17 protein-coding genes are annotated in these 18,314 nt (G+C 69.9%); all 17 read left to right on the plus strand.

All coding sequences use genetic code 11. The features are described from left to right. Positions 1-4 precede the first annotated feature (4 nt). The 17 genes from EJP69_RS10730 to EJP69_RS10800 all read left to right on the plus strand — a co-directional run bounded on the left by EJP69_RS10730 (position 5) and on the right by EJP69_RS10800 (position 18,270). Entirely contained in the window at positions 5-1,783 is a 1,779-nt protein-coding gene (locus EJP69_RS10730) for a putative porin (RefSeq protein WP_240652109.1), read from the plus strand. 41 nt (positions 1,784-1,824) lie between these two features. Continuing rightward, positions 1,825-2,562 carry a hypothetical protein gene (locus EJP69_RS10735; protein ID WP_126469993.1) on the plus strand — a complete coding sequence of 246 codons (738 nt, stop codon included), beginning with the start codon at positions 1,825-1,827 and terminating at the stop codon, positions 2,560-2,562. Continuing rightward, positions 2,559-3,473 (plus strand): peptidylprolyl isomerase, encoded by a 915-nt coding sequence (locus tag EJP69_RS10740; protein WP_126469995.1) that lies wholly within the window; start codon positions 2,559-2,561, stop codon positions 3,471-3,473. The genes EJP69_RS10735 and EJP69_RS10740 overlap by 4 nt, the downstream gene beginning before the upstream one ends. 56 nt (positions 3,474-3,529) lie before the next feature. Then, positions 3,530-4,066, plus strand: a complete 537-nt coding sequence (locus tag EJP69_RS10745) for a YbjN domain-containing protein (protein ID WP_126469997.1) — start codon at positions 3,530-3,532, stop codon at positions 4,064-4,066. 2 nt (positions 4,067-4,068) lie between these two features. Beyond that, positions 4,069-4,362 carry a hypothetical protein gene (locus EJP69_RS10750; protein ID WP_126469999.1) on the plus strand — a complete coding sequence of 98 codons (294 nt, stop codon included), beginning with the start codon at positions 4,069-4,071 and terminating at the stop codon, positions 4,360-4,362. Positions 4,363-4,478: 116 nt separating this feature from the next. Next, the gene (gene gspG / locus EJP69_RS10755; RefSeq protein WP_126470001.1) at positions 4,479-4,928 is read left to right on the plus strand and encodes a type II secretion system major pseudopilin GspG; all 450 of its coding nucleotides are present in this window, start codon (positions 4,479-4,481) and stop codon (positions 4,926-4,928) included. 21 nt (positions 4,929-4,949) lie between these two features. Beyond that, on the plus strand, positions 4,950-5,954 hold the full coding sequence (gspK, locus tag EJP69_RS10760) for a type II secretion system minor pseudopilin GspK (RefSeq protein WP_126470003.1): 1,005 nt from the start codon (positions 4,950-4,952) through the stop codon (positions 5,952-5,954). Continuing rightward, a complete protein-coding gene (gene gspL / locus EJP69_RS10765) occupies positions 5,951-7,135 on the plus strand; it encodes a type II secretion system protein GspL (RefSeq protein WP_126470005.1) in 1,185 nt (394 codons plus the stop codon). Before gspK ends, gspL begins: the two co-directional genes overlap by 4 nt. After that, positions 7,132-7,740, plus strand: coding sequence for a type II secretion system protein GspM (gene gspM, locus EJP69_RS10770; RefSeq protein WP_126470007.1), 609 nt, complete (start codon positions 7,132-7,134; stop codon positions 7,738-7,740). The genes gspL and gspM overlap by 4 nt, the downstream gene beginning before the upstream one ends. After that, positions 7,737-10,373 (plus strand): type II secretion system secretin GspD, encoded by a 2,637-nt coding sequence (gspD, locus tag EJP69_RS29820; protein WP_240652110.1) that lies wholly within the window; start codon positions 7,737-7,739, stop codon positions 10,371-10,373. Before gspM ends, gspD begins: the two co-directional genes overlap by 4 nt. Then, complete coding sequence (gene gspE, locus EJP69_RS29825) at positions 10,370-11,821, plus strand: type II secretion system ATPase GspE (RefSeq protein WP_240652111.1); 1,452 nt, start codon at positions 10,370-10,372, stop codon at positions 11,819-11,821. Before gspD ends, gspE begins: the two co-directional genes overlap by 4 nt. Before the next feature lie 20 nt (positions 11,822-11,841). After that, positions 11,842-13,047, plus strand: a complete 1,206-nt coding sequence (gspF, locus tag EJP69_RS10780; RefSeq protein ID WP_126470009.1) for a type II secretion system inner membrane protein GspF — start codon at positions 11,842-11,844, stop codon at positions 13,045-13,047. Between the two features lie 194 nt (positions 13,048-13,241). Beyond that, on the plus strand, positions 13,242-14,477 hold the full coding sequence (locus tag EJP69_RS10785; protein ID WP_126470011.1) for a substrate-binding domain-containing protein: 1,236 nt from the start codon (positions 13,242-13,244) through the stop codon (positions 14,475-14,477). 139 nt (positions 14,478-14,616) lie between these two features. Next, the gene (locus EJP69_RS10790; protein WP_126470013.1) at positions 14,617-15,855 is read left to right on the plus strand and encodes a substrate-binding domain-containing protein; all 1,239 of its coding nucleotides are present in this window, start codon (positions 14,617-14,619) and stop codon (positions 15,853-15,855) included. A 113-nt stretch (positions 15,856-15,968) separates the two neighbouring features. Continuing rightward, positions 15,969-16,724, plus strand: a complete 756-nt coding sequence (locus tag EJP69_RS29450) for an STN domain-containing protein (protein ID WP_170217087.1) — start codon at positions 15,969-15,971, stop codon at positions 16,722-16,724. Then, a complete protein-coding gene (locus tag EJP69_RS29455; protein ID WP_170217088.1) occupies positions 16,721-17,269 on the plus strand; it encodes an RNA polymerase sigma factor in 549 nt (182 codons plus the stop codon). The genes EJP69_RS29450 and EJP69_RS29455 overlap by 4 nt, the downstream gene beginning before the upstream one ends. 11 nt (positions 17,270-17,280) lie before the next feature. Next, on the plus strand, positions 17,281-18,270 hold the full coding sequence (locus EJP69_RS10800) for a FecR family protein (RefSeq protein WP_170217089.1): 990 nt from the start codon (positions 17,281-17,283) through the stop codon (positions 18,268-18,270). Positions 18,271-18,314: the final 44 nt, after the last annotated feature.

Genomic DNA, 18,314 nt, shown 5'->3' on the forward strand with positions numbered 1-18,314 from the left:
AGCGATGAACCAACTTCAACGACACATCCCGATCCTGCGCCGGTGCGCGCTCGCGGCGGCCGTGGCCTCCGCGTTCGCCCTGTCGGCAGGCCATGCCTCGGCACAGGCCGCGGCAGCCGCACCTTCCGAGACCGCCATGGTCAAGCTGATCCGTGGCCTGATCCAGAGCGGCACGCTCGCCAAGGACGTGGGCGAGGCCCTGCTCGCGCAGGCCCAGACCGAGGCCCTGGCCGCGCAGCAGGCGCAGCAGCGCCTGGCGGCGGCCTCCACCGCCGCGTCGGCCAGCGTGGCCGGCGGCGTGCGGCTCGAGGCGGGCGACGTGCGCGTGCCCTATATCTCGCAGACCGTGCGCGACCAGATTCGCGACGAGGTCAAGGCGCAGGTCATGGCACAGGCGAAGGACGAAGGCTGGGCCGCGCCCAACGAAACGCCCGAGTGGAGCAAGCGCATCCGCGTGGAAGGCGACGTGCGCGTGCGCAACGAGTCGCGCGGCTACGCGGGCAACAACAGCAACATCGAGACCAACTGGAGCGAGTTCAACAAGGGCGCGGGCTACGACATCAACCAGAACACCAACCTCGCGCTGCCGCCGCTGCTGAACACCCGCCAGGACCGCCGCAACCTGTTCCGCGCCCGCGCGCGGCTGGGCGTGTTCGCCGACCTCAGCGAGAACACCAAGGCCGGCGTGCGCTTGGCTTCGGGCAGCGACGAGAGCCCGGTCTCGACCACCCAGACGCTGGGCGGCGGCCTCGGCAAGAAGAGCGTGTGGCTCGACCAGATGTGGATCTCGCACAAGCCGGTGGACTGGCTCACGGTGACGGCGGGCCGCTTCGGCAACCCGTTCATGTCGACCGACATACTGTTCTCGAACGACCTGAACTTCGACGGCATCGCCGCGCAGTTCGAGAAGAAGCTGGCCTCCAACCGCGACCTGACGCTCTTCGGCACGCTGGGCCTGATTCCGCTCGAGTACAACTCCGACAACTCGCCCAGCCGCAGCCAGAACAAGATGAAGAGCGAGAACAAGTGGCTGCTCGGCGCGCAGGCCGGCGCCGAGTGGAAGATCGACGAGGACAACCGCCTGCGCGGCGCATTGGCCTACTACAACTTCCGCAACATCACGGGCCAGATCTCGCAGCCCTGCGCGCTGTACTCGGGCGACGACGGCTGCAGCACCGACTGGTCGCGTCCGGCCTTCATGCAGAAGGGCAACACGCTCATGCTGCTGCGCGACATCAAGCTCGACCCGCTCAACCCGGCCGGCACGCCGCAGCCGCAGTACGTGGGTCTGGCCTCGAAGTTCCGCCTGATCGACCTGAACCTGCGCTGGGACACCAAGGTGGCGGGCAACAACCTGCGGCTGGACGCCAACTACGTGCGCAACACCGCCTACAGCGCCACCGACATCTGGAACCGCGCCGGCGTGCGCAGCATGATCGTCAACAACTTCGGCGCCACCGGCGGCACCACCAAGGCCGACTTCAAGAGCGGCGGCAACGCCTACATGCTGCAGGCCACCTACGGCAAGCCGGCGCCGGCCAACCGCGGCGACTGGAACGTGCTGGCGGGCTACAAGCGCATCGAGCCCGACGCCATGCCCGACGGCTACAACGACTCGACCTTCCACGGCGGCGGCACCAACGCGCGCGGCTACTTCCTGGGCGGCTCGTATGCGATCGACAAGAACATGTGGTTCACCGGCCGCTGGATCTCGACCAAGGAGGTCTACGGGCCGCCGCAGTCGATCGACACGCTGCAGCTCGAATTCAATGCGCGCTTCTGATGCGCGTGCCTGACCGGAAGAACGAAGAGAAGGAGCACGCCGTGTCCAGAAAAATCTTCCCGGCGCTGCTGCTGGCCTCGCTGGCCGCCATGGCCGGAACCACCCACGCGCAGCAGCCACCGGGCGGCCAGACCATGGAGGAGCGGCTGCGCGCGCAGCTGCGCGCGACCACCACGCAGCTGCAGCAGGTGCAGAACGAGCTGGCCGCGCTGAAGGCCGGGCAGCAGCCGGCGATGGCGCAAGCCGCGCCCGCGAAGCCCGAGCTCGACGTGCTGAAGAAGGAGCTCTCGCAGACCCAGGCGCAGCTCGCCGCCGAGCGCCAGGCACGCGAGGCAGCCAGCGCCGGCAGCCAGCAGTTGCGCCAGCAGGCGCAGGCGGCATCCGACAAGGCCACCGCGCAGGTCGCGCAATACCGCAACGCCTACGACGAGCTGCTGAAGATGGCGCGCACCTCGGAAGCCGAGCGCCAGCGGCTTGCGACCGAAGCCGCCACGCACCGTACCGCGATCACGCAGTGCGAGGCCAAGAACGCGCAGCTCTACGCGGTGGGGCAGGAGATCCTGGGCGCCTACGAGACGATGGACGTGGGCACCGTGCTCGCCTCGCGCCAGCCCTTCGCGGCGCAGAGCCGCGTCAAGTACGAGCAGATCGCGCAGCAGTACGGCGACAGGCTGTACGAGAGCAAGTTCGACGTGCGCGCCGTCGCGGCACCTGCACCCGCACCCGCTGCTGCCGCCGCCAGCGCACCGGCGGCCGGGGATAAGGAGCGCAGGCAATGAGGAGGCGCCTCAAGTCGTCGTCGGCCGCGCTGGTGCTGCTGGCTTCCTCGGTCGGCATCGCGGGCGCGCAGGCCCCCGTGCCCGCCCCCGTCGTGGCACGCCTTGGAGAAATCACCGTGGGTCAGGACGAAGTCGAGAAGCTGCTGCAGGCCCTGCCCGAGGGCGAGCGCGCCGCCGTCAGGGCCGACCGTGCGACGCTCGACGGTTGGCTGCGCGACCGCCTGCTGGGCGAGGCGGTGCTGCGCGACGCCCGCGCCAAGGGCTGGAGCGAGCGGCCCGAGGTCAAGGCGCAGGTCGATGCCGCCGCGCGCGAGATCGCCGCGCGCATCGTGAGCACGAGCTACCTGGAGTCGGTGAGCCGGGTGCCGGCGGACTATCCGCCGGACGCCGACATGCAGGCCGCCTACGAACAGGGCAAGGCCAACTTCAACCTGCCCGCCGCATACCGCGTGGCGCAGATATTCCTGGCCACGCCCGACCGCGACGTGGCCGCCATCGCCAGGGTGCGCGGCGAGGCCGGCAGGCTGGCCCGCCAGGCGCGCACCGGCGACTTCGCGGCCGTCGCGCGCGCCAGCTCGCAGGACAGGCGCAGCGCGGAGCGCGGGGGCGAAGTCGACACGCTGCCGCTCGCGCGCATCGTGCCGGAGCTGCGCGACACCGTCGCACGGCTGAAGCCCGGGCAGGTCAGCGATCCGGTACAGGCCGAGGCGGGCTTTCACGTCGTGAAGCTGCTCGAAGTGCGGCCCGGGCGCAGCGCCACCTTCGAGGAGATGAAGCCCAGGCTGCGCACCGCGTTGCGCCAGCAGCGGCAGCAGCAGCTCCTGCAGGCCTACCTCGCGCAGATCGCGCCGGGCACGACGCTGAGCATCGACGGTGCCGCGCTCGAAGCGGCGCTGAAGAAGACCAACTGAGCGCCTGCGTGCGCCCGAACGAATCCATTCACCACAAGAGCAAGCAGGGGTCACCCATGAACCAAACAGCGAACAACAACAACGAAACCGCGGACAGTGCGATGGCACCGGGCGCCGATCTGCTGGACGCCGTCACGCCCGAACAGGTGTCGGACGCCATCAAGGCGGCCGGCGGCGCCGTGACCGCCATCGAGCAGGACGGCGTAGTGCGCCTTCACAGCGCGAGCCACGGCATCGGGTTCCAGGTGCTGTGGGGCAACCCCGTCACCACCACCCAGTACACCGACTTCACCCTGAGCTGCCCGCTGCACGTGCAGGGCGGCACCCTGCCCGATGCCGTGCTGGCCTCGTGGCATCGCACCAAGCGCTTCGCGCGCGTGGCCCAGCACGGCGACTTCGTCGTGCTCGAGATGGACGTGGTGGTCGCGGGCGGCGTGAGCCCGGCATACCTCGTGTTCGCCGTGCGGCTGTGGATGCAGATGATGGGCGAGTTCTTCCTGCACCTGCGCAACTACGGCCCCGCCGGGGCGGCGCGCGGCGATGCGGCGAATGCCGCCGCCACCGCAGGCGCGCAGGATCCGGCGGCCGCCTGAGCATGGCCGGCACGCAGCAGCGGCAACAGCAGCGAAGCGGCGCGATGTCGGCAGGCACCACGCGGAACCCGCCGTCCGACCTGCACGATTCGCCGACGGCCCGCGCCATCCGCGCGACGGCCCGCCAGGCGCAACGCACGCACCGTGCCGAGACCGTGCGCGTGCGCCAGCGCGCGGCGCTGCTCGCGCTGCTGGCGAAGACCATGGCCGAGCTGCATATCTCGATGGCCGAGCTCAATGCCGCGCGCCGCGCGCTGTCGCGCTGGAAATCGCCGCAGGAGCCCGACGACTCCTGAGCGGGGAGCCTGCCGCGGCGAGCGAACTCCCGAGAATTTTCAATCGGACTGACACGCACCGCTGCCACGATGAACGGGTTCACCGCCTTCGATGTTTCCTGTTCCTGGAGTGAAAGATGGCCGCACGTTCAACCCCTTGTCGCGCAGGTCGTCGATCCCTGGTGCGGCGCGGCTTCACTCTCATCGAACTGATGGTGGTGCTCGTCATCATCGGCGTGCTCGCCGCGCTCATCGTGCCCAGCCTGATGGACCGCCCCGACCAGGCACGCGCCACCGCGGCCCGGCAGGACGTGGCCGCGATCATGCAGGCGCTGAAGCTCTACCGCCTCGACAACGGCGCCTACCCGAGTTCCACGCAAGGCCTGCGCGCGCTGGTCGAGAAGCCCGCCACCGGCAAGGTGCCCGCCAACTGGCGCACCTACCTCGAGCGCCTGCCGGCCGACCCGTGGGGCAACCCCTACCAGTACCTCAACCCCGGAACCAACGGCGAGATCGACGTGTTCTCCATGGGCGCCGACGGCGAGCCCGGTGGAGAGAAGGCCAATGCCGACATAGGCTCCTGGTAGAGCCGGGTGGCTGGCGTGGCGATGGGCATCGGAGCAGGCAACGGCCGCCGGGCGCGGCAGCGCGGCATGGCGGTGGTCAGCGCGCTGCTGATCGTCGCGGTGATCGCGCTGCTGGCCGCGAGCCTGCTGGGGCGGCAGTCGTCGTTCATCCGGACCACGCAGGGAGACCAGCTGCGCGTGCAGGCGCGCTGGCTGCTGCGAGGGGAAATCGGCGAGGCCCAGCGCGTGCTGCGCGCGGATGCGCTGCGCGAGCCCACCACGCGGCTCGACGGGTTGTGGACACAGCCGTTCTCGCGCGCCGCCTCGGGCCAGGTGGCCGGCGACGGCGGACGCCTCGTCAGCGAAATCGCCGACGAACAGGGCAAGTTCAACCTGCGCAATCTCGTCGACCAGTCGGGCGTGGACCCCGACGAGGCGGAGGTGTTCGCCAGGCTCTGCGCCACTGTAGGCGTGCCGCGGGCGCAGGCCGGCGCCATCATGCGGCGCGTGATCGTCAGCCTGGGCGATGCGCAGCAGCCGGGGACAGGCGCCGTATCCGACGAAGTCCGCGCGCGCGCCAGGCGGCTGGCCGAGAGCCTGGGCCTGCCGCAGGAGCTGCCGCGCAACGCGCAGGCGCCCCGCCTGCGCGCGCTGGAAGACCTGTTGGCCGTACCGGGCGTCGACGCGGCCACGGTCGCGAAGCTCGTACCCTTCGTGACCGTGCTGCCCGAGCGCACCTGGATCAACGCGAACACCGCGCGCGCCGAACTCGTGGCCGCCGGCGTGCCCGGGCTCTCGCTCGACCGCGCGCGGGCGCTGCTCTCCACGCGCGACCACGGTCAGTGGTTCGTCAACAACGGCGACTTCGCCAATCGACTGAAGATGCCCGGACTCGATTCGGCCAACGTGCGAATGGGCGTCACCAGCAACTGGTTTCGCGTGGCGAGCGTGCTGGACACCGCGCGCACGCAGTTCGTGCAGGTGGCGCTGCTGCATGACGACAAGGCTGCAATGCCGCGCGTGGTCTGGCTGAGGGAGGGCGTGTGAAGGCCGAGGTGCTGCGCATTCAGCTGCCTCCGTGGCCGGGCGGCGAGGGCGAGGCTTCGCAGGCCGAAGTGCGCTGCGGCTGGCGCGAGCCCGGCGGTGGCTGGCATGACGGCGGCGCGCGCATGCTCGATGCCGTGGCCCGCGACTTCCAGCCGAAGCGACTGGAGGTGTGCCTGCATCCCGCCGATGCGCCGATCGCCGCCTTCGCCTTGCCGCCGCTGTCCGGCAGGCGCCTGCACGCAGCCGTGCAGGGCGCCATCGAACCCTGTGCCTTGCAGCCGCTGGACGCATTGGTGACGGGCTTCGGTCCACGCGGTGCCGATGGCAGCGTGCCCGCCGCATGGACCGGGCGTGCCGTGATGAATGGCTGGATGGGCGTGCTGCGCCGGCACGGCCTCCCGGTGCGCGAGCTGCGGCTGCCCGTCGCCTTCCTGCCGAACCCCGGGCAGGGGTGGACCGCATGCCTGATCGATGGATGGATCGCCGTTCGCACCGGCCCCGATCAGGGCTTCATGCAATGGCTGCCCGAAGGCGTCGATCCCACGGCGGGCCTCGTGGCGCATGCGGGTGGCGAGGCCGTTCTTCCGGCCGTGCAGTGGGCCGGCAACGACGATGCCCTGGCCCGCTGGTCGGGCGAGGGCTGGAACTGGTCGCTGCAGGCGGACGACCTGGCCGATGGCCATGCAGGCGCCGGCCTGGCATTGGCGAGGCCTGTTGCCGGCTGGGCCGTTCTCGCCATCGCGGTGTGGCTCACGGGGTTGAATGTCTATGCGGCCCGGCTCGCGACGCAGGGCCAGGCGCTGAAGCGGCAGATGGCCGCGCGGGTCAAGGCCGTGTTTCCCGAGGTGCCAGTGGTCGTCAATCCCTTGCAGCAGACGCGCCAGCAGCTGGAGGCGCGCGCGGCGGGCGCGCCGCAGGGGCCGGCCGCCAGCGACTACGCGGGGCTTTCGCGCGCGGCCGTGAGCCTGCTGGCGCAGACACCGCCGGGGCAGGTGCAGGGGGTGCACTACTCGGCGGGGGAACTGCGCGTCCAGTGGCGCGAAGGCGCCGCGCCCAACGCGCAGGCGAAGCAGGCCTTGCAGGCCCAGGCCAGGGAGCAGGGCCTTGCCGTCGCGGACGACGCGGGCGTGCTGCGGGTGACTGCCGCTCCTGCCTCCGAGCCCGGAAAGGACGCGCAGTGATCTCCGCACGCCTTCGTCCGCTGGCCCGACGGCTGGAGCCGCTGCAGCGCGGAATGCAGGAAGGCGCCACGCGCTGGCGCGCGCTGCCGTCGCGCGACCGCCTCGCCATCGGCGCGGCTGCATTGCTGGTGGCGCTGGCTTTCCTATGGCTGGTGCTGACGAAGCCGGCGCTCGATGCCGTCGCCCGCTGGCAGCAGGAGCTGCCGAAGCTGCGCGCGCAGTCGGCCGAGCTCGACCGTCTGCTGGTGGGCGTGCCCGGTGCACGTGGCGGCAGTGCCGCAGGCCCGAGCGAATCGCCGCAGGCCGGTCTGGACCGCGCCGGCCTCCAGGGGCTCTACCGGCTGCAGGTCGTCGTATCCGACGCACCCGCGGCCGCTGGCAGCGCGTCGCCCGCGAAGGCATGGCGCATCGAATTCGACAAGCCCGTCGAGGCGGCGCTGGTCTTTCCATGGCTGACGGCGGTATCCGCGCGCAGCGACATCGAAATCATCGGCGCCGCGCTCGACAGGGCGGACGGCGCCGCCGCCGCGACAGGCAGCCCGCAAGGACTGGTGCGCGGCGTGGTGGACCTGCAGTCCACGCAACACTACAAGGACGGCCCGTGACACGAGAGCGAAAGGGCGCAGCGATGCGCCGATGGACGGTGGCGTGCTGCATCGGGCTGTGCAGCCTCGCGACAGGCGCCGCGACCTCCACGCCGCCGCCAGCCGGTCGCGCGGCACCGGCAACGCCCCCGCAGGCAGCGAGTGCCGGCAGGGACGAGAAGGTGGTGCTCAACTTCGTCGATGCCGACATCACATCCGTGGTCTCGGCGCTGGCCCGCTTTCTGGGCCGCACCTTCCTCTTCGATCCGCGCGTGAAGGGACAGATCACGCTGGTTTCCGAAGGCGAGGTGTCGTCCTCGACGGCCTACGGCATGCTTTCTTCGGCACTGCGCATGCGCGGCTTCGCGATCGTCGACGTGGGCGAGGTGAGCCGCGTCGTGCCGGTGGCCGACGCGAAGCTGCAGGGCGGGTCGGTCAACGCGCGCAACGCCGGCGGCGGCATGGCCACGCGCACCTTCCGCCTGAACTACGAGAACGCCGAGGCCATGGTGCCGGTGCTCAAGCCGCTGGTCGCGGCCGAGAACAGCATCGCGGCCTACCCGGCCAACAACACGCTGGTGGTGACCGACTACATCGAGAACCTCGAGCGCCTGGCCCGCATCATCGAGAGCATCGACACGCCGACCTCGCTCGACTCGGAGGTCATCAAGCTGCGCAACGGCGTTGCCGTGGACATCGCGGGGCTCGCCACCGAGCTGCTCGAGGGCAGCGGCGAGAAGGGCCGGCGCGACATCGTGGTGCTGGCCGATCCGCGCTCCAACAGCATCGTGATCCGCTCCAGCAGCCCGGGGCGCACATCGCTCGCGCGCGAGCTCGTCGCCAAGCTGGAGAACGCGCAGAGCGATCCGGGCAACCTGCACGTGGTCTACCTGCGCAACGCGCAGGCGGCGTATCTCGCGGGCGTGCTGCGCGGCCTGCTGACGGGCGAGTCGCCCGACACGGCGGCCACGGGCGGCGGCTCGGTGCGCGCGGCGCTCGGCTCGGGCGGCATGCTCGGCGGTGCGGGAGCCGCAGGGGGTGCCAACGGAAACAGCGGCACGGGCAGCAACAGTTCGACGAACCGAGGCACCGGCACGGGGTCGGGCACGGGCAGCAATGCAGGCTCCGGCAGCAGCCTGCGCGGCGGCGCGCTCTCGACCGGCGGGACGGGTGGCGGCACAGCGGGCGCCGCCGGCAATGGCAGCGGCACCGCCTTCTCGGCCGGCGGCGTGACAGTGCAGGCCGACGCAACCACCAACACGCTGATCATCGCGGCGCCCGAGCCCATGTACCGCAGCCTGCGCCGCGTGATCGACACGCTCGACCAGCGGCGCGCGCAGGTGCTGGTGGAGAGCCTGATCGTCGAGGTGACCGAGCGCGACGCATCGGAGCTGGGCATCCAGTGGATGGCCGGCGGCGGCAACGGGCGCGGCGTGCGCGGGGGCACCAATTTCGGCGCCGCCACGCTGAACCCGAACGCGCGCAACACCATCGAGGCGATGCCCCGGGGCCTGAACATCGGCATCGTCGACGGCACCGTCAACCTGCCGGGCGTGGGCGAGATCCTCAACCTCAAGCTGCTGGCGCGCGCGCTGCAGGCCAAGGACGGGGCGAACATCCTGTCCACGCCCAACATCCTCACGCTGGACAACGAGGCCGCGTCGATCATGGTGGGCAAGACCGTGCCCTTCGTGAGCGGGCAGTACATCACCAACGGCAACAGCAGCACCAACCCGTTCCAGACGATCCAGCGCGAGGACATTGGGCTGAAGCTCAACATCCGGCCGCAGATCTCCGAGGGCGGCACGGTCAAGCTCGACATCTACCAGGAGGTTTCGTCGATCGACGAGCAGACCTCGGGCGCTGCCGGCATCGTCACCAACAAGCGCGCGCTGGACACCAGCATCCTGGTGGACGACGGGCAGATCATGGTGCTCGGCGGCCTGATGGAAGACAGCGTGACCAACGGCACCGAGGCCGTGCCCGGCCTGGGCTCGGTGCCGGTGCTGGGCAACCTCTTTCGCTACGACAAGAAGCAGCGGGTCAAGACGAACCTGATGGTGTTCCTGCGGCCCTACGTGATCCGCGACGCCGCCGCCGGCCGGGGCCTCACGCTCGACCGCTACAACTTCATGCGCACGCAGCAGGGCCGCGCGCGCCCGGTGCCGCGCGGGTTGCTGCCCGACGTGGGCGGCCCCGCGCTGCCGCCGGCGGATGTGCCGACGGCGGGCCGCGCCGCCGAGGTCGACCTGCGACCGCAGAGCTGGGACCGCACGCGCGAGCAGACGCCTCCGCCCACTGCGTCTGCCAGCGAGCTGCGCCAGGCGCCGGCCGAGCTGGCGCCGCCGCCACCGGTGCTGCGCTCGCAGCTGCCGGCGGGCGTGACGCTGGACTCCGACCCCGCCGCGCTGTTCGGCGGCGCCAACGACAAGGTCGCCGTGGTGCAGATCGCCGACGTGAAGGCCGAGCAGGACGCGGTGAACATCGTCAAGCGGGTGCGCATCAGCGGCATCGGCGCCTACATCGTGGGCGGACCGGGCGGGGAGGGGAACCTGGTGCGGGCCGACGTGCCGCGAGATCCGAAGGCGGTGGACAACGCCATCGCCGTGCTGCGCGAGCTCGGCTACCGGCCGGAGCTGGTGGGGGCGCCGTGACGGCCGCTATCGGCACGGCGCTGCCGCACGCCTGGGCTCGCAGCCAGCGCATCGTCGCGCAGCCGGCGAGCGATGACGGAGCCGAGGCCGCCTGCATCGTCGTGTGCCCGCGCACGCCGGGCTGGGCCGTGGCCGAGGCGCGCCGCATGCTCGGCGGCTTGCCGTTGCGGCAGGTCGACGAGGCCGCAATGGATGCCCTGCTGGCCCGCAGCTACGCCGACACCGGCGACGCCGCCTCGGTGGTCGGCGCCGTCGAGCAGCAGGTCGACCTCGACCGCCTGATGCAGGACATGCCCGCCGTCACCGACCTGCTCGACGCGCAGGACGACGCGCCCGTCATCCGCATGATCAATGCCCTGCTCGCGCAGGCGGCTCGCGACGGCGCGAGCGACATTCACCTCGAGTCCTTCGAGACGCACTCGGTGGTGCGCTTCCGCGTCGACGGCACGCTGCGCGACGTGGTGGCGCCGCGCAGGGCGCTGCATGCAGCGCTGATCTCGCGCATCAAGATCATGTCGCAGCTCGACATCGCCGAGAAGCGGCTGCCGCAGGACGGGCGCATCACGCTGCGCGTGGGCGGGCGGCCGATCGACGTGCGCGTTTCAACCGTGCCCACCGCGCACGGCGAGCGCGCGGTGCTTCGCCTGCTCGAGAAGGACGCGGGCCGCCTGCGGCTCGAACGGCTGGGCATGGCGAGCGATACGCTGGCCGAGCTCACGCGGCTCGTGCGGCAGCCGCACGGCATCGTGCTCGTCACCGGGCCCACCGGCAGCGGCAAGACCACCACGCTGTATGCGGCGCTGGGCCAGCTCGACCTGGGCACCAGCAACATCCTCACGGTGGAAGACCCGGTGGAGTACGACCTGCCCGGCATCGGCCAGATACCGGTGCACGGCAAGATCGGCATGACCTTCGGCGCCGCGTTGCGCGCGGCGCTGCGGCAGGACCCGGACAACATCATGATCGGCGAGATCCGCGATCTCGAGACCGCGCAGATCGCGGTGCAGTCGTCGCTCACCGGGCACGGCGTGCTGGCCTCGCTGCACACCAACGACGCGGTCTCGGCCGTCACGCGCATGAGCGACATGGGCATCGAGCCATTCCTGCTGTCGTCATCGCTGCTCGGCGTGCTGGCGCAGCGGCTCGTGCGCTGCCTTTGCCCGGCATGCAAGCTGCCGCGCGAGCAGCCCGACGGCAGCGTGGTCTATGCGCCGGTGGGCTGCTCAGCATGCGGGCATTCGGGCTTCAAGGGGCGTACCGGCATCCACGAACTGTTCGTGGTGCATGACGACATCCGCAGGCTCATCCACGAAGGAGGCGACGAGCAGGCCATGCGAGCGGCCGCCGTCAGGCACGGCATGCGCTCCATGCGGGAAGACGGCCAGCGCTGGGTGCGCGAGGGCGTGACCACCGCCGAGGAAATCATGCGCGTGACGCGCGACGCCTGAGCACGCGCGGAGGCAACGACATGGCACGCTTCGAGTACGAGGCCGCGAGCGCCAGCGGCGAGCTCCAGCGGGGCAGCACCGAAGGCGAGTCCGCGCGCTCGGTGCGCGCCCAACTGCGCGACCGCGGCCTCACGCCGCTCGACGTCCGCGAGAGGGCCGCGGGTGGTGGCGCGCTCGCGTGGCTCAACCCTCGCCTGGGCGCGGCCGACCTGTGCTGGGCCACGCGCGAGCTCGCGAGCCTGCTCGGTGCTCGGCTCACGCTGGAGGCCGCGCTGGTCGCGACCATCGAGCAGGCCGAGCGCAAGCACGTGGCCGAGTCGCTGAGCGCGGTGTGCGACAGCGTGCGCGCGGGCATGCGGCTGGCCGATGCGCTGGGTGAGCGGCCACGCGACTTTCCGCAGATCTACCGCGCGCTCGTGAGCGCCGGCGAAGACTCGGGCGACCTCGCGCGCGTGATGGAGCGGCTCGCCGACTACCTCGAGAACCGCGACAACCTGCGCGGCAAGGTGCTCACGGCCTTCATCTATCCGGCCATCGTCGGCTTCGTGTCGCTGTGCATCGTCGTCTTCCTGCTGGGCTACGTCGTGCCGCAGGTGGTCGGCGCATTCGCGCAGGCGCGCCAGGAACTGCCGGCCATCACCCGCGCGATGCTGGCTGCGAGCGCCTTCGTGCGCGAATGGGGATGGCTCACCGCGGGCGCGATCGCGGGCGCGTGGACGCTGGGGCGCATCTCGCTGCGCGATGCCGCGCGCAGGCTGCGATGGCACGCGCTGCTCTTGCGCGCACCCTTGATGGGCCGCTTCGCGCTGGGCGTGGACACAGCGCGCTTCGCCTCCACGCTGTCGATACTGATGGATGCGGGCGTACCGCTGCTGCGCGCACTGGAGGCCGCGCGCCAGACGCTGGACAACGAATGGATAAAGCAATGCGTGCTCGAGGCCACGGGTCGCGTGAAGGAGGGCACGCCGCTCGCCGCGGCGCTCAAGGCCCAAAAAATCTTTCCGTCGAACCTCGTTCACCTGGTGGCCAGCGGCGAGAAGACGGGTGCGCTGGCGGCCATGTTCGAGCGTGCGTCGTTAAATCTTTCGCGTGACCTCGAACGCCGCGCGATGCGCCTCACGACCATGCTCGAACCCTTGATGATCCTTGCGATGGGCGGTGTCGTGATGCTCATCGTGCTCGCCGTGCTGATGCCCATCATGGAGATCAACCAGATGGTGCGCTGAGCCCTCCGCGGGCCTCTTGTTCGGGAGTCTTTCCCTCTGTGTTCCCGAGTTTGTTTCGGCCTCCTGTCACCTCCGGAAAAGAAGATCAATGACGTCGCCAGAGGGGCGGCACAGGTAGCGAAGAGGCAGGCGTTTCCGAAGAGACGCAATGCCTTTGGCAGCTCAATTTTTCTGGTTCATTCAAAGGAGTTTCCATGAATGCAAAGTTCAAGATGACCGCTCTGTCGGTCGCGATGGTGGCTGGCCTGGTGGCCGCCGGTTCCGCTTCCGCGCAAATCGCCGTGGGCGGTGGCGCGACGCTGCCGGAACTGCTGTATGACGCGATCCTGCCGAGCGGTGTCGGCCTCACGGACTTCAGCTACACGGGTACCGGCAGCGGCGCCGGCAAGACGGCCTTCTTCACGAACAACGCGACCGCCTTCAAGAACGAATCGGTGGCCGGCACGCCCGCATGGGGCGCTTCGCAGTCCGTGCACTTCGCCGGCAGCGATTCCGCCGTGACCGCCACGGAGCGCGACAACTACAACACCGCTCACGTCACGGGCATCACGGGCCCGGCCGCCTGGAGCCGCATGATCCAGGTTCCCGCCGTCGCCACCTCGGTGCTGATTCCCTACAAGCGCGCCGGCATCGCCGACCTGGACCTGTCGGATGCACAGATGTGCGCCGTCTTCAGCGCCAAGACCGGCGGCCTGACCTGGGGTGAACTGCGTGGCACGACCGACACCACGCCCGTCAACGTCGTCTACCGCCTCGACGGCAGCGGCACGACCGAACTGCTGGCTCGCTACCTCGTGGCTGCCTGCCCCGGCTCGGGCTTCACCGTTTCCAACAGCTTCGCGGCTGTGGTTGCCGGCGCAGTGTCCGGCGGCACCATTCCCGCCAACTGGATCGGTGCCACCGGCAACGGCGGCGTGAAGACCGCGATGGCCGCCGCCGACGCACGCGTCGGCTACGTGAGCCCCGACATCGACTACACGGGCAACAGCAACAGCGTCGTCGCCAAGGTCAACGGCAACCTGCCGGTTGCTTCGTCGATCCAGACCGCACTTGCCGCCGTGTCCCTGCCGGTGGGTGGCGCTTCGCAAGCCAGCAACCCGCTCGCCTGGGTGCCGGCCTACTCGAAGCCGACCCCGGCCAGCGGCGCCGGTTCCAGCTACCCGATCTTCGGCACCACCAACCTGCTGCTGAACCAGTGCTACAAGGACGCCAACGTGCAAGCCAAGGTCAAGGCCTTCCTGACCGGCCTGCTCGGCACGACCTACGACACGCCGATCTCCGATCGCCACTTCGTCGTTCTGCCCAACGGCAGCGTCGGCACGAACAACTGGAAGACCCAGATCTCCAACGTGTTCCTGAACGCCAGCCACCCCCTGGGCATCGGCAACGCCAACGTCTGCGCCAGCATCGGCCGTCCGCTGAGCAACTGATCGGTTGCCGCTGCCCGGAGCCGGCGCGCCCTGGTGCCGCCGGTTGCGGAACTGCCTCGGGGAAAGGTCCGCATTCAGTGCGGCCCGGGCCCCGGGGCTTTTTTGCTGTCCGTGGCGCACGACGCAGAAGGGGACTTCGATGAGCAAAGAGTTCAGGTGGGCGGCGGTGTTGGCCGTGCTGGCGCTGAGCCAGATGGCCATCGGCGCGGCAACCGCGCAGATCGTCGTGGGCGGTGGCGCGACGCTGCCCGAGTTCCTGTACGACGAGATACTGCCGAGCGGTGTCGGCCTTGGCGACTACAGCTACAGCGGTACGGGAAGCGGCATCGGCAAGTCGGCATTTCTCTCCAACATCGCGCCGAGAGAAGGGACGGCAAAGGCCCGGTACTACAACGAATCGCTGGGGTCCGACAACGATGCGTACCTGTGGCCCGCAACGCAGTCGGTGCATTTCGCCGGCAGCGAATCCGCGCTGACGGTCGCGGAACGCGATGCCTACAACGTCGCACATCTGTCGACGTGGGGACGACTGATCCAGATTCCCGTCGTGGCGACCGCAGTGCTCGTTCCCTACAAGCGCACGGGCATCAACAACCTCGACTTGTCCGATGCACAGATGTGCGCTGTCTTCGGCAACAAGCCCGGCGGGCAGACCTGGGGCCAGCTTCGAGGCACAGCGGACACCACGCCGGTCAATGTGGTCTACCGCACCGAGGAAAGCGGCGTCACCGAATTGTTGAGCCGTTATCTCGTGACGGCATGTCCTTCCACAGGCTTCGTCGTCTCGGGCAGCTTCGCGAAGATGGTGGCTGGTGCGGTGGGAAGCGAGTTGCCTGTCAACTGGATTCCGGTTCGCGGCAGCGCGGGCATGTCGAGCGCTTTCGCCAGTGCGGGCGTCGCCGACGGCCGCATCGGCTACCAGAGCCCGGACCCGGCCTACACAGACAGCAGCAACGCGGCCGTTGCGAAGATCAACGGCACCATGCCGGTCGCGGCTTCGATGCGCGCGGTGCTGGCTGCGGTGTCCCTGCCTGTGGGCGGCGTTTCGCAGGCAGGCAACCCGCTCGCATGGCTGCCTGCCTATGTGAAGCCGGTCCCGGCCATCTATCCGATCTTCGGTACGAGCAACCTGCTGGTGAGCCAGTGCTACAGGGACGCCAGGGTGCAAGCCAAGGTCAAGGCCTTCCTGGCGGGGCTGCTCGGCACGGCCTACGACCTTCCCATTGCCAGCCACAACCTCGTCGTCCTCCCCGATGGCCGGGGCGGCATGAACAACTGGAAGGCCCAGATCGCCAATGTGTTCCTGAATGCCAGCCATCCGCTGGGCATCGGCAACGCCAACGTCTGCAACGGCATCGGCCGTCCCATGGGGAACTGATCCCATGTCATGCGAGCGTCACCGCACGGAACTACCGTCGTATCGGTTTGCAAATGTGTCCAGCAGGTTGACCGGACGACGTGGCAAATCAGGAGCATGTGCGCCCACCCGGTATGACAGCGAATTCGGCATCGGCCAGTGCCCTGGCACTGGCTTGCTGCCTGGCTGGTTCGGCCTTGCTGCTTGCCGCGCGCGGCGCGCATGCGCAGGCCGATCCCGGTCCACGGGCGGTGGCCTCCGTGGCGCGGATCGACTTCGACATCGAAGCGCAGCGCCTGGGCGATGCGATCGCCGCGTACAGCAGGGTGACGGGGCTGGACGTGTTGATGGATGGCGAGCATGCGCAGCGCACGGCGAACGGTGTGCGCGGCACGCTCACCGCAATGGAGGCGCTCGAAGCCCTGCTGGAGGGCACGGGCCTGGAGGCGCGCTACGCGAACGCGACGTCGGTGGTGATCCGCGCATCCCGTCCAGCGGGTGCGGGGAGCCGGCCGGCGGTGCCCGCGGGCGTCGAGGAATCGGGATTCAAAGAAGGGGAAGTCGTGCATCAGTCCTATGCCGCCCAGGTCCAGCAGGCCTTGCGCAGCACCTTGTGCGGTTCGCTCGAGACGCGTCCGGGTGGCTACCGTCTCGCGGCACAGTTGCAGCTGGACTCGCGTGGAACGGTGGAGCGTTTCCGACTGTTGAGCACGACCGGCGAACCCGCCCGCGATGCCGCCGTGCTGCGCAGGGTGCGGGGCATGGCCGTCGGCAGCCCGCCGCCCGCCTCGCTGCCCCAGCCACTTGTGATCCTGCTGCTGCCGGAAGGGCCCGGCGCGGAGTCCGACTGCGCATCGCCGGCCTACGGCGAAGCCGCGCGCGTGCCATGAGCGAAGGTCTCGGGTCCACGCTGCGCGCGCGCCTGGTCGCGCGCTACGTCGAACTGCGCGGCAAGCTCGAGCGCATCGTCGGCTCGCGCGACGATGCGGCCGACGCGATGCAGGAAACCTGGCTCAGGCTGACGACGATGAGCGACGGTGGCACGGTGAACAATGCCGATGCCTATCTGCTGCGCATGGCGGCGAACATCGCCACCGACCGCTACCGCCAGGACAATGTGCTGCTGGCGCGCGGGGAGCTGAGCGAACTGGTGCACATCGTCGACGAGGCCGGCGACCCCGAGCGGATTGCGGGCGCGCGCAGCGACGTCGAGGCGTTGAGCCACGTGCTGGCCCGCATGCCGGCGCGGCGCCGGGCGATCCTCGTGGCGGCGCGGGTCCATGGCGAACTCAACAGCGAGATCGCGCAATCGATGGGCGTGTCCCTGAGCACGGTCGAGAAGGAGCTGCGCGCGGCCCTGGAATACTGCAAGAAGCATCTGCCGGAGGTCGAGGCGGCCCAGCGCGGCCACTTCTCCGGTCCGAGAAAATACTGATGAGTTTCGTCATGTCTTCCTTCGAACCCGAATCCGGTGGCCTCGACCGCCAGGCGCAGGCCTGGTGGGTGCGACTGCATTCGGGCCAGGCCACCCGCGCCGATGCGGAGGCGTTCCGGCAATGGGCCACTCGCAGCGCCGCTCATGCGCAGGCCTGGCGCGAGGTCATGCGCGTCTGGTCGGCTCTCGATCCGCTGCTGGCAGAGGAGGCCGCGCGACAGGCTTCGCGCGCGCGGGGCTTTTCCTGGGCAAGCGTGTCGGAGTCCCTGCGTTCTCCCGGGCGCAGGGCTTTTCTCGGCGGCGCGGTCGCGGCTTCGGTGACGGCGGGCGTGCTCGCGGTCGATCCGCCCCTGGGGTTGTGGCCTTCGCTCGGCGACCTGAGCGCGGACTACCGCACCGCGACCGGCGAGCAGCGCCAGGTGTCGCTGGGCCAGAGCGTGAGCGTGCGCATGAACACGCAGACGCGCATCAACCGCATCGGTGGTGATGCAGCCAACCCGCGCGGCATGGAGCTGGTGGCCGGCGAGGCGGAGGTCGTCGCTTCCGGCGCGGGCGATTTCTTCGTGGAAACCGGCGGCGGTCGGTTGCAGGCGCGCACGGCGCGCTTCAACATCCGCCACACCGGCCCGCAGGTCTGCGTGACCTGCATCGACGGCCGCGTGACCGTGTCGGCCGGCGGAGAGCAGCGCGCGATCGAAGCGGGGCGGCAGGTGACGTACGACGGCAATGGCATGCGCGAAGTGGTGCGCGCGGACATGGCCGGCGTCAGCAGCTGGCGCACCGGCACACTGTCCTTCGACAGCACGCCGCTGTCAGAGGTGATCGCCGAGATCAACCGCTATCGCCCGGGCAAGATCTTTCTGCGCAACGAGGAAATGGGCCGCACGCTGGTGCGGATGCAGGTGTCGCTGCGCAGCATCGACAACGCGCCCGTGATGATCCGTGAGCTCTACGGCGCCAGACTGCGCAACCTGCCCGGCGGCATCGTGGTGCTGAGCTGATGCCGCTCGCATCGAAATAATTTACGGGTTGCCTCGCGCAGGCT

The organism is Variovorax gossypii (genome assembly GCF_003965815.1).
GTDB classification, from domain to species: Bacteria; Pseudomonadota; Gammaproteobacteria; order Burkholderiales; family Burkholderiaceae_C; genus Variovorax; species Variovorax gossypii.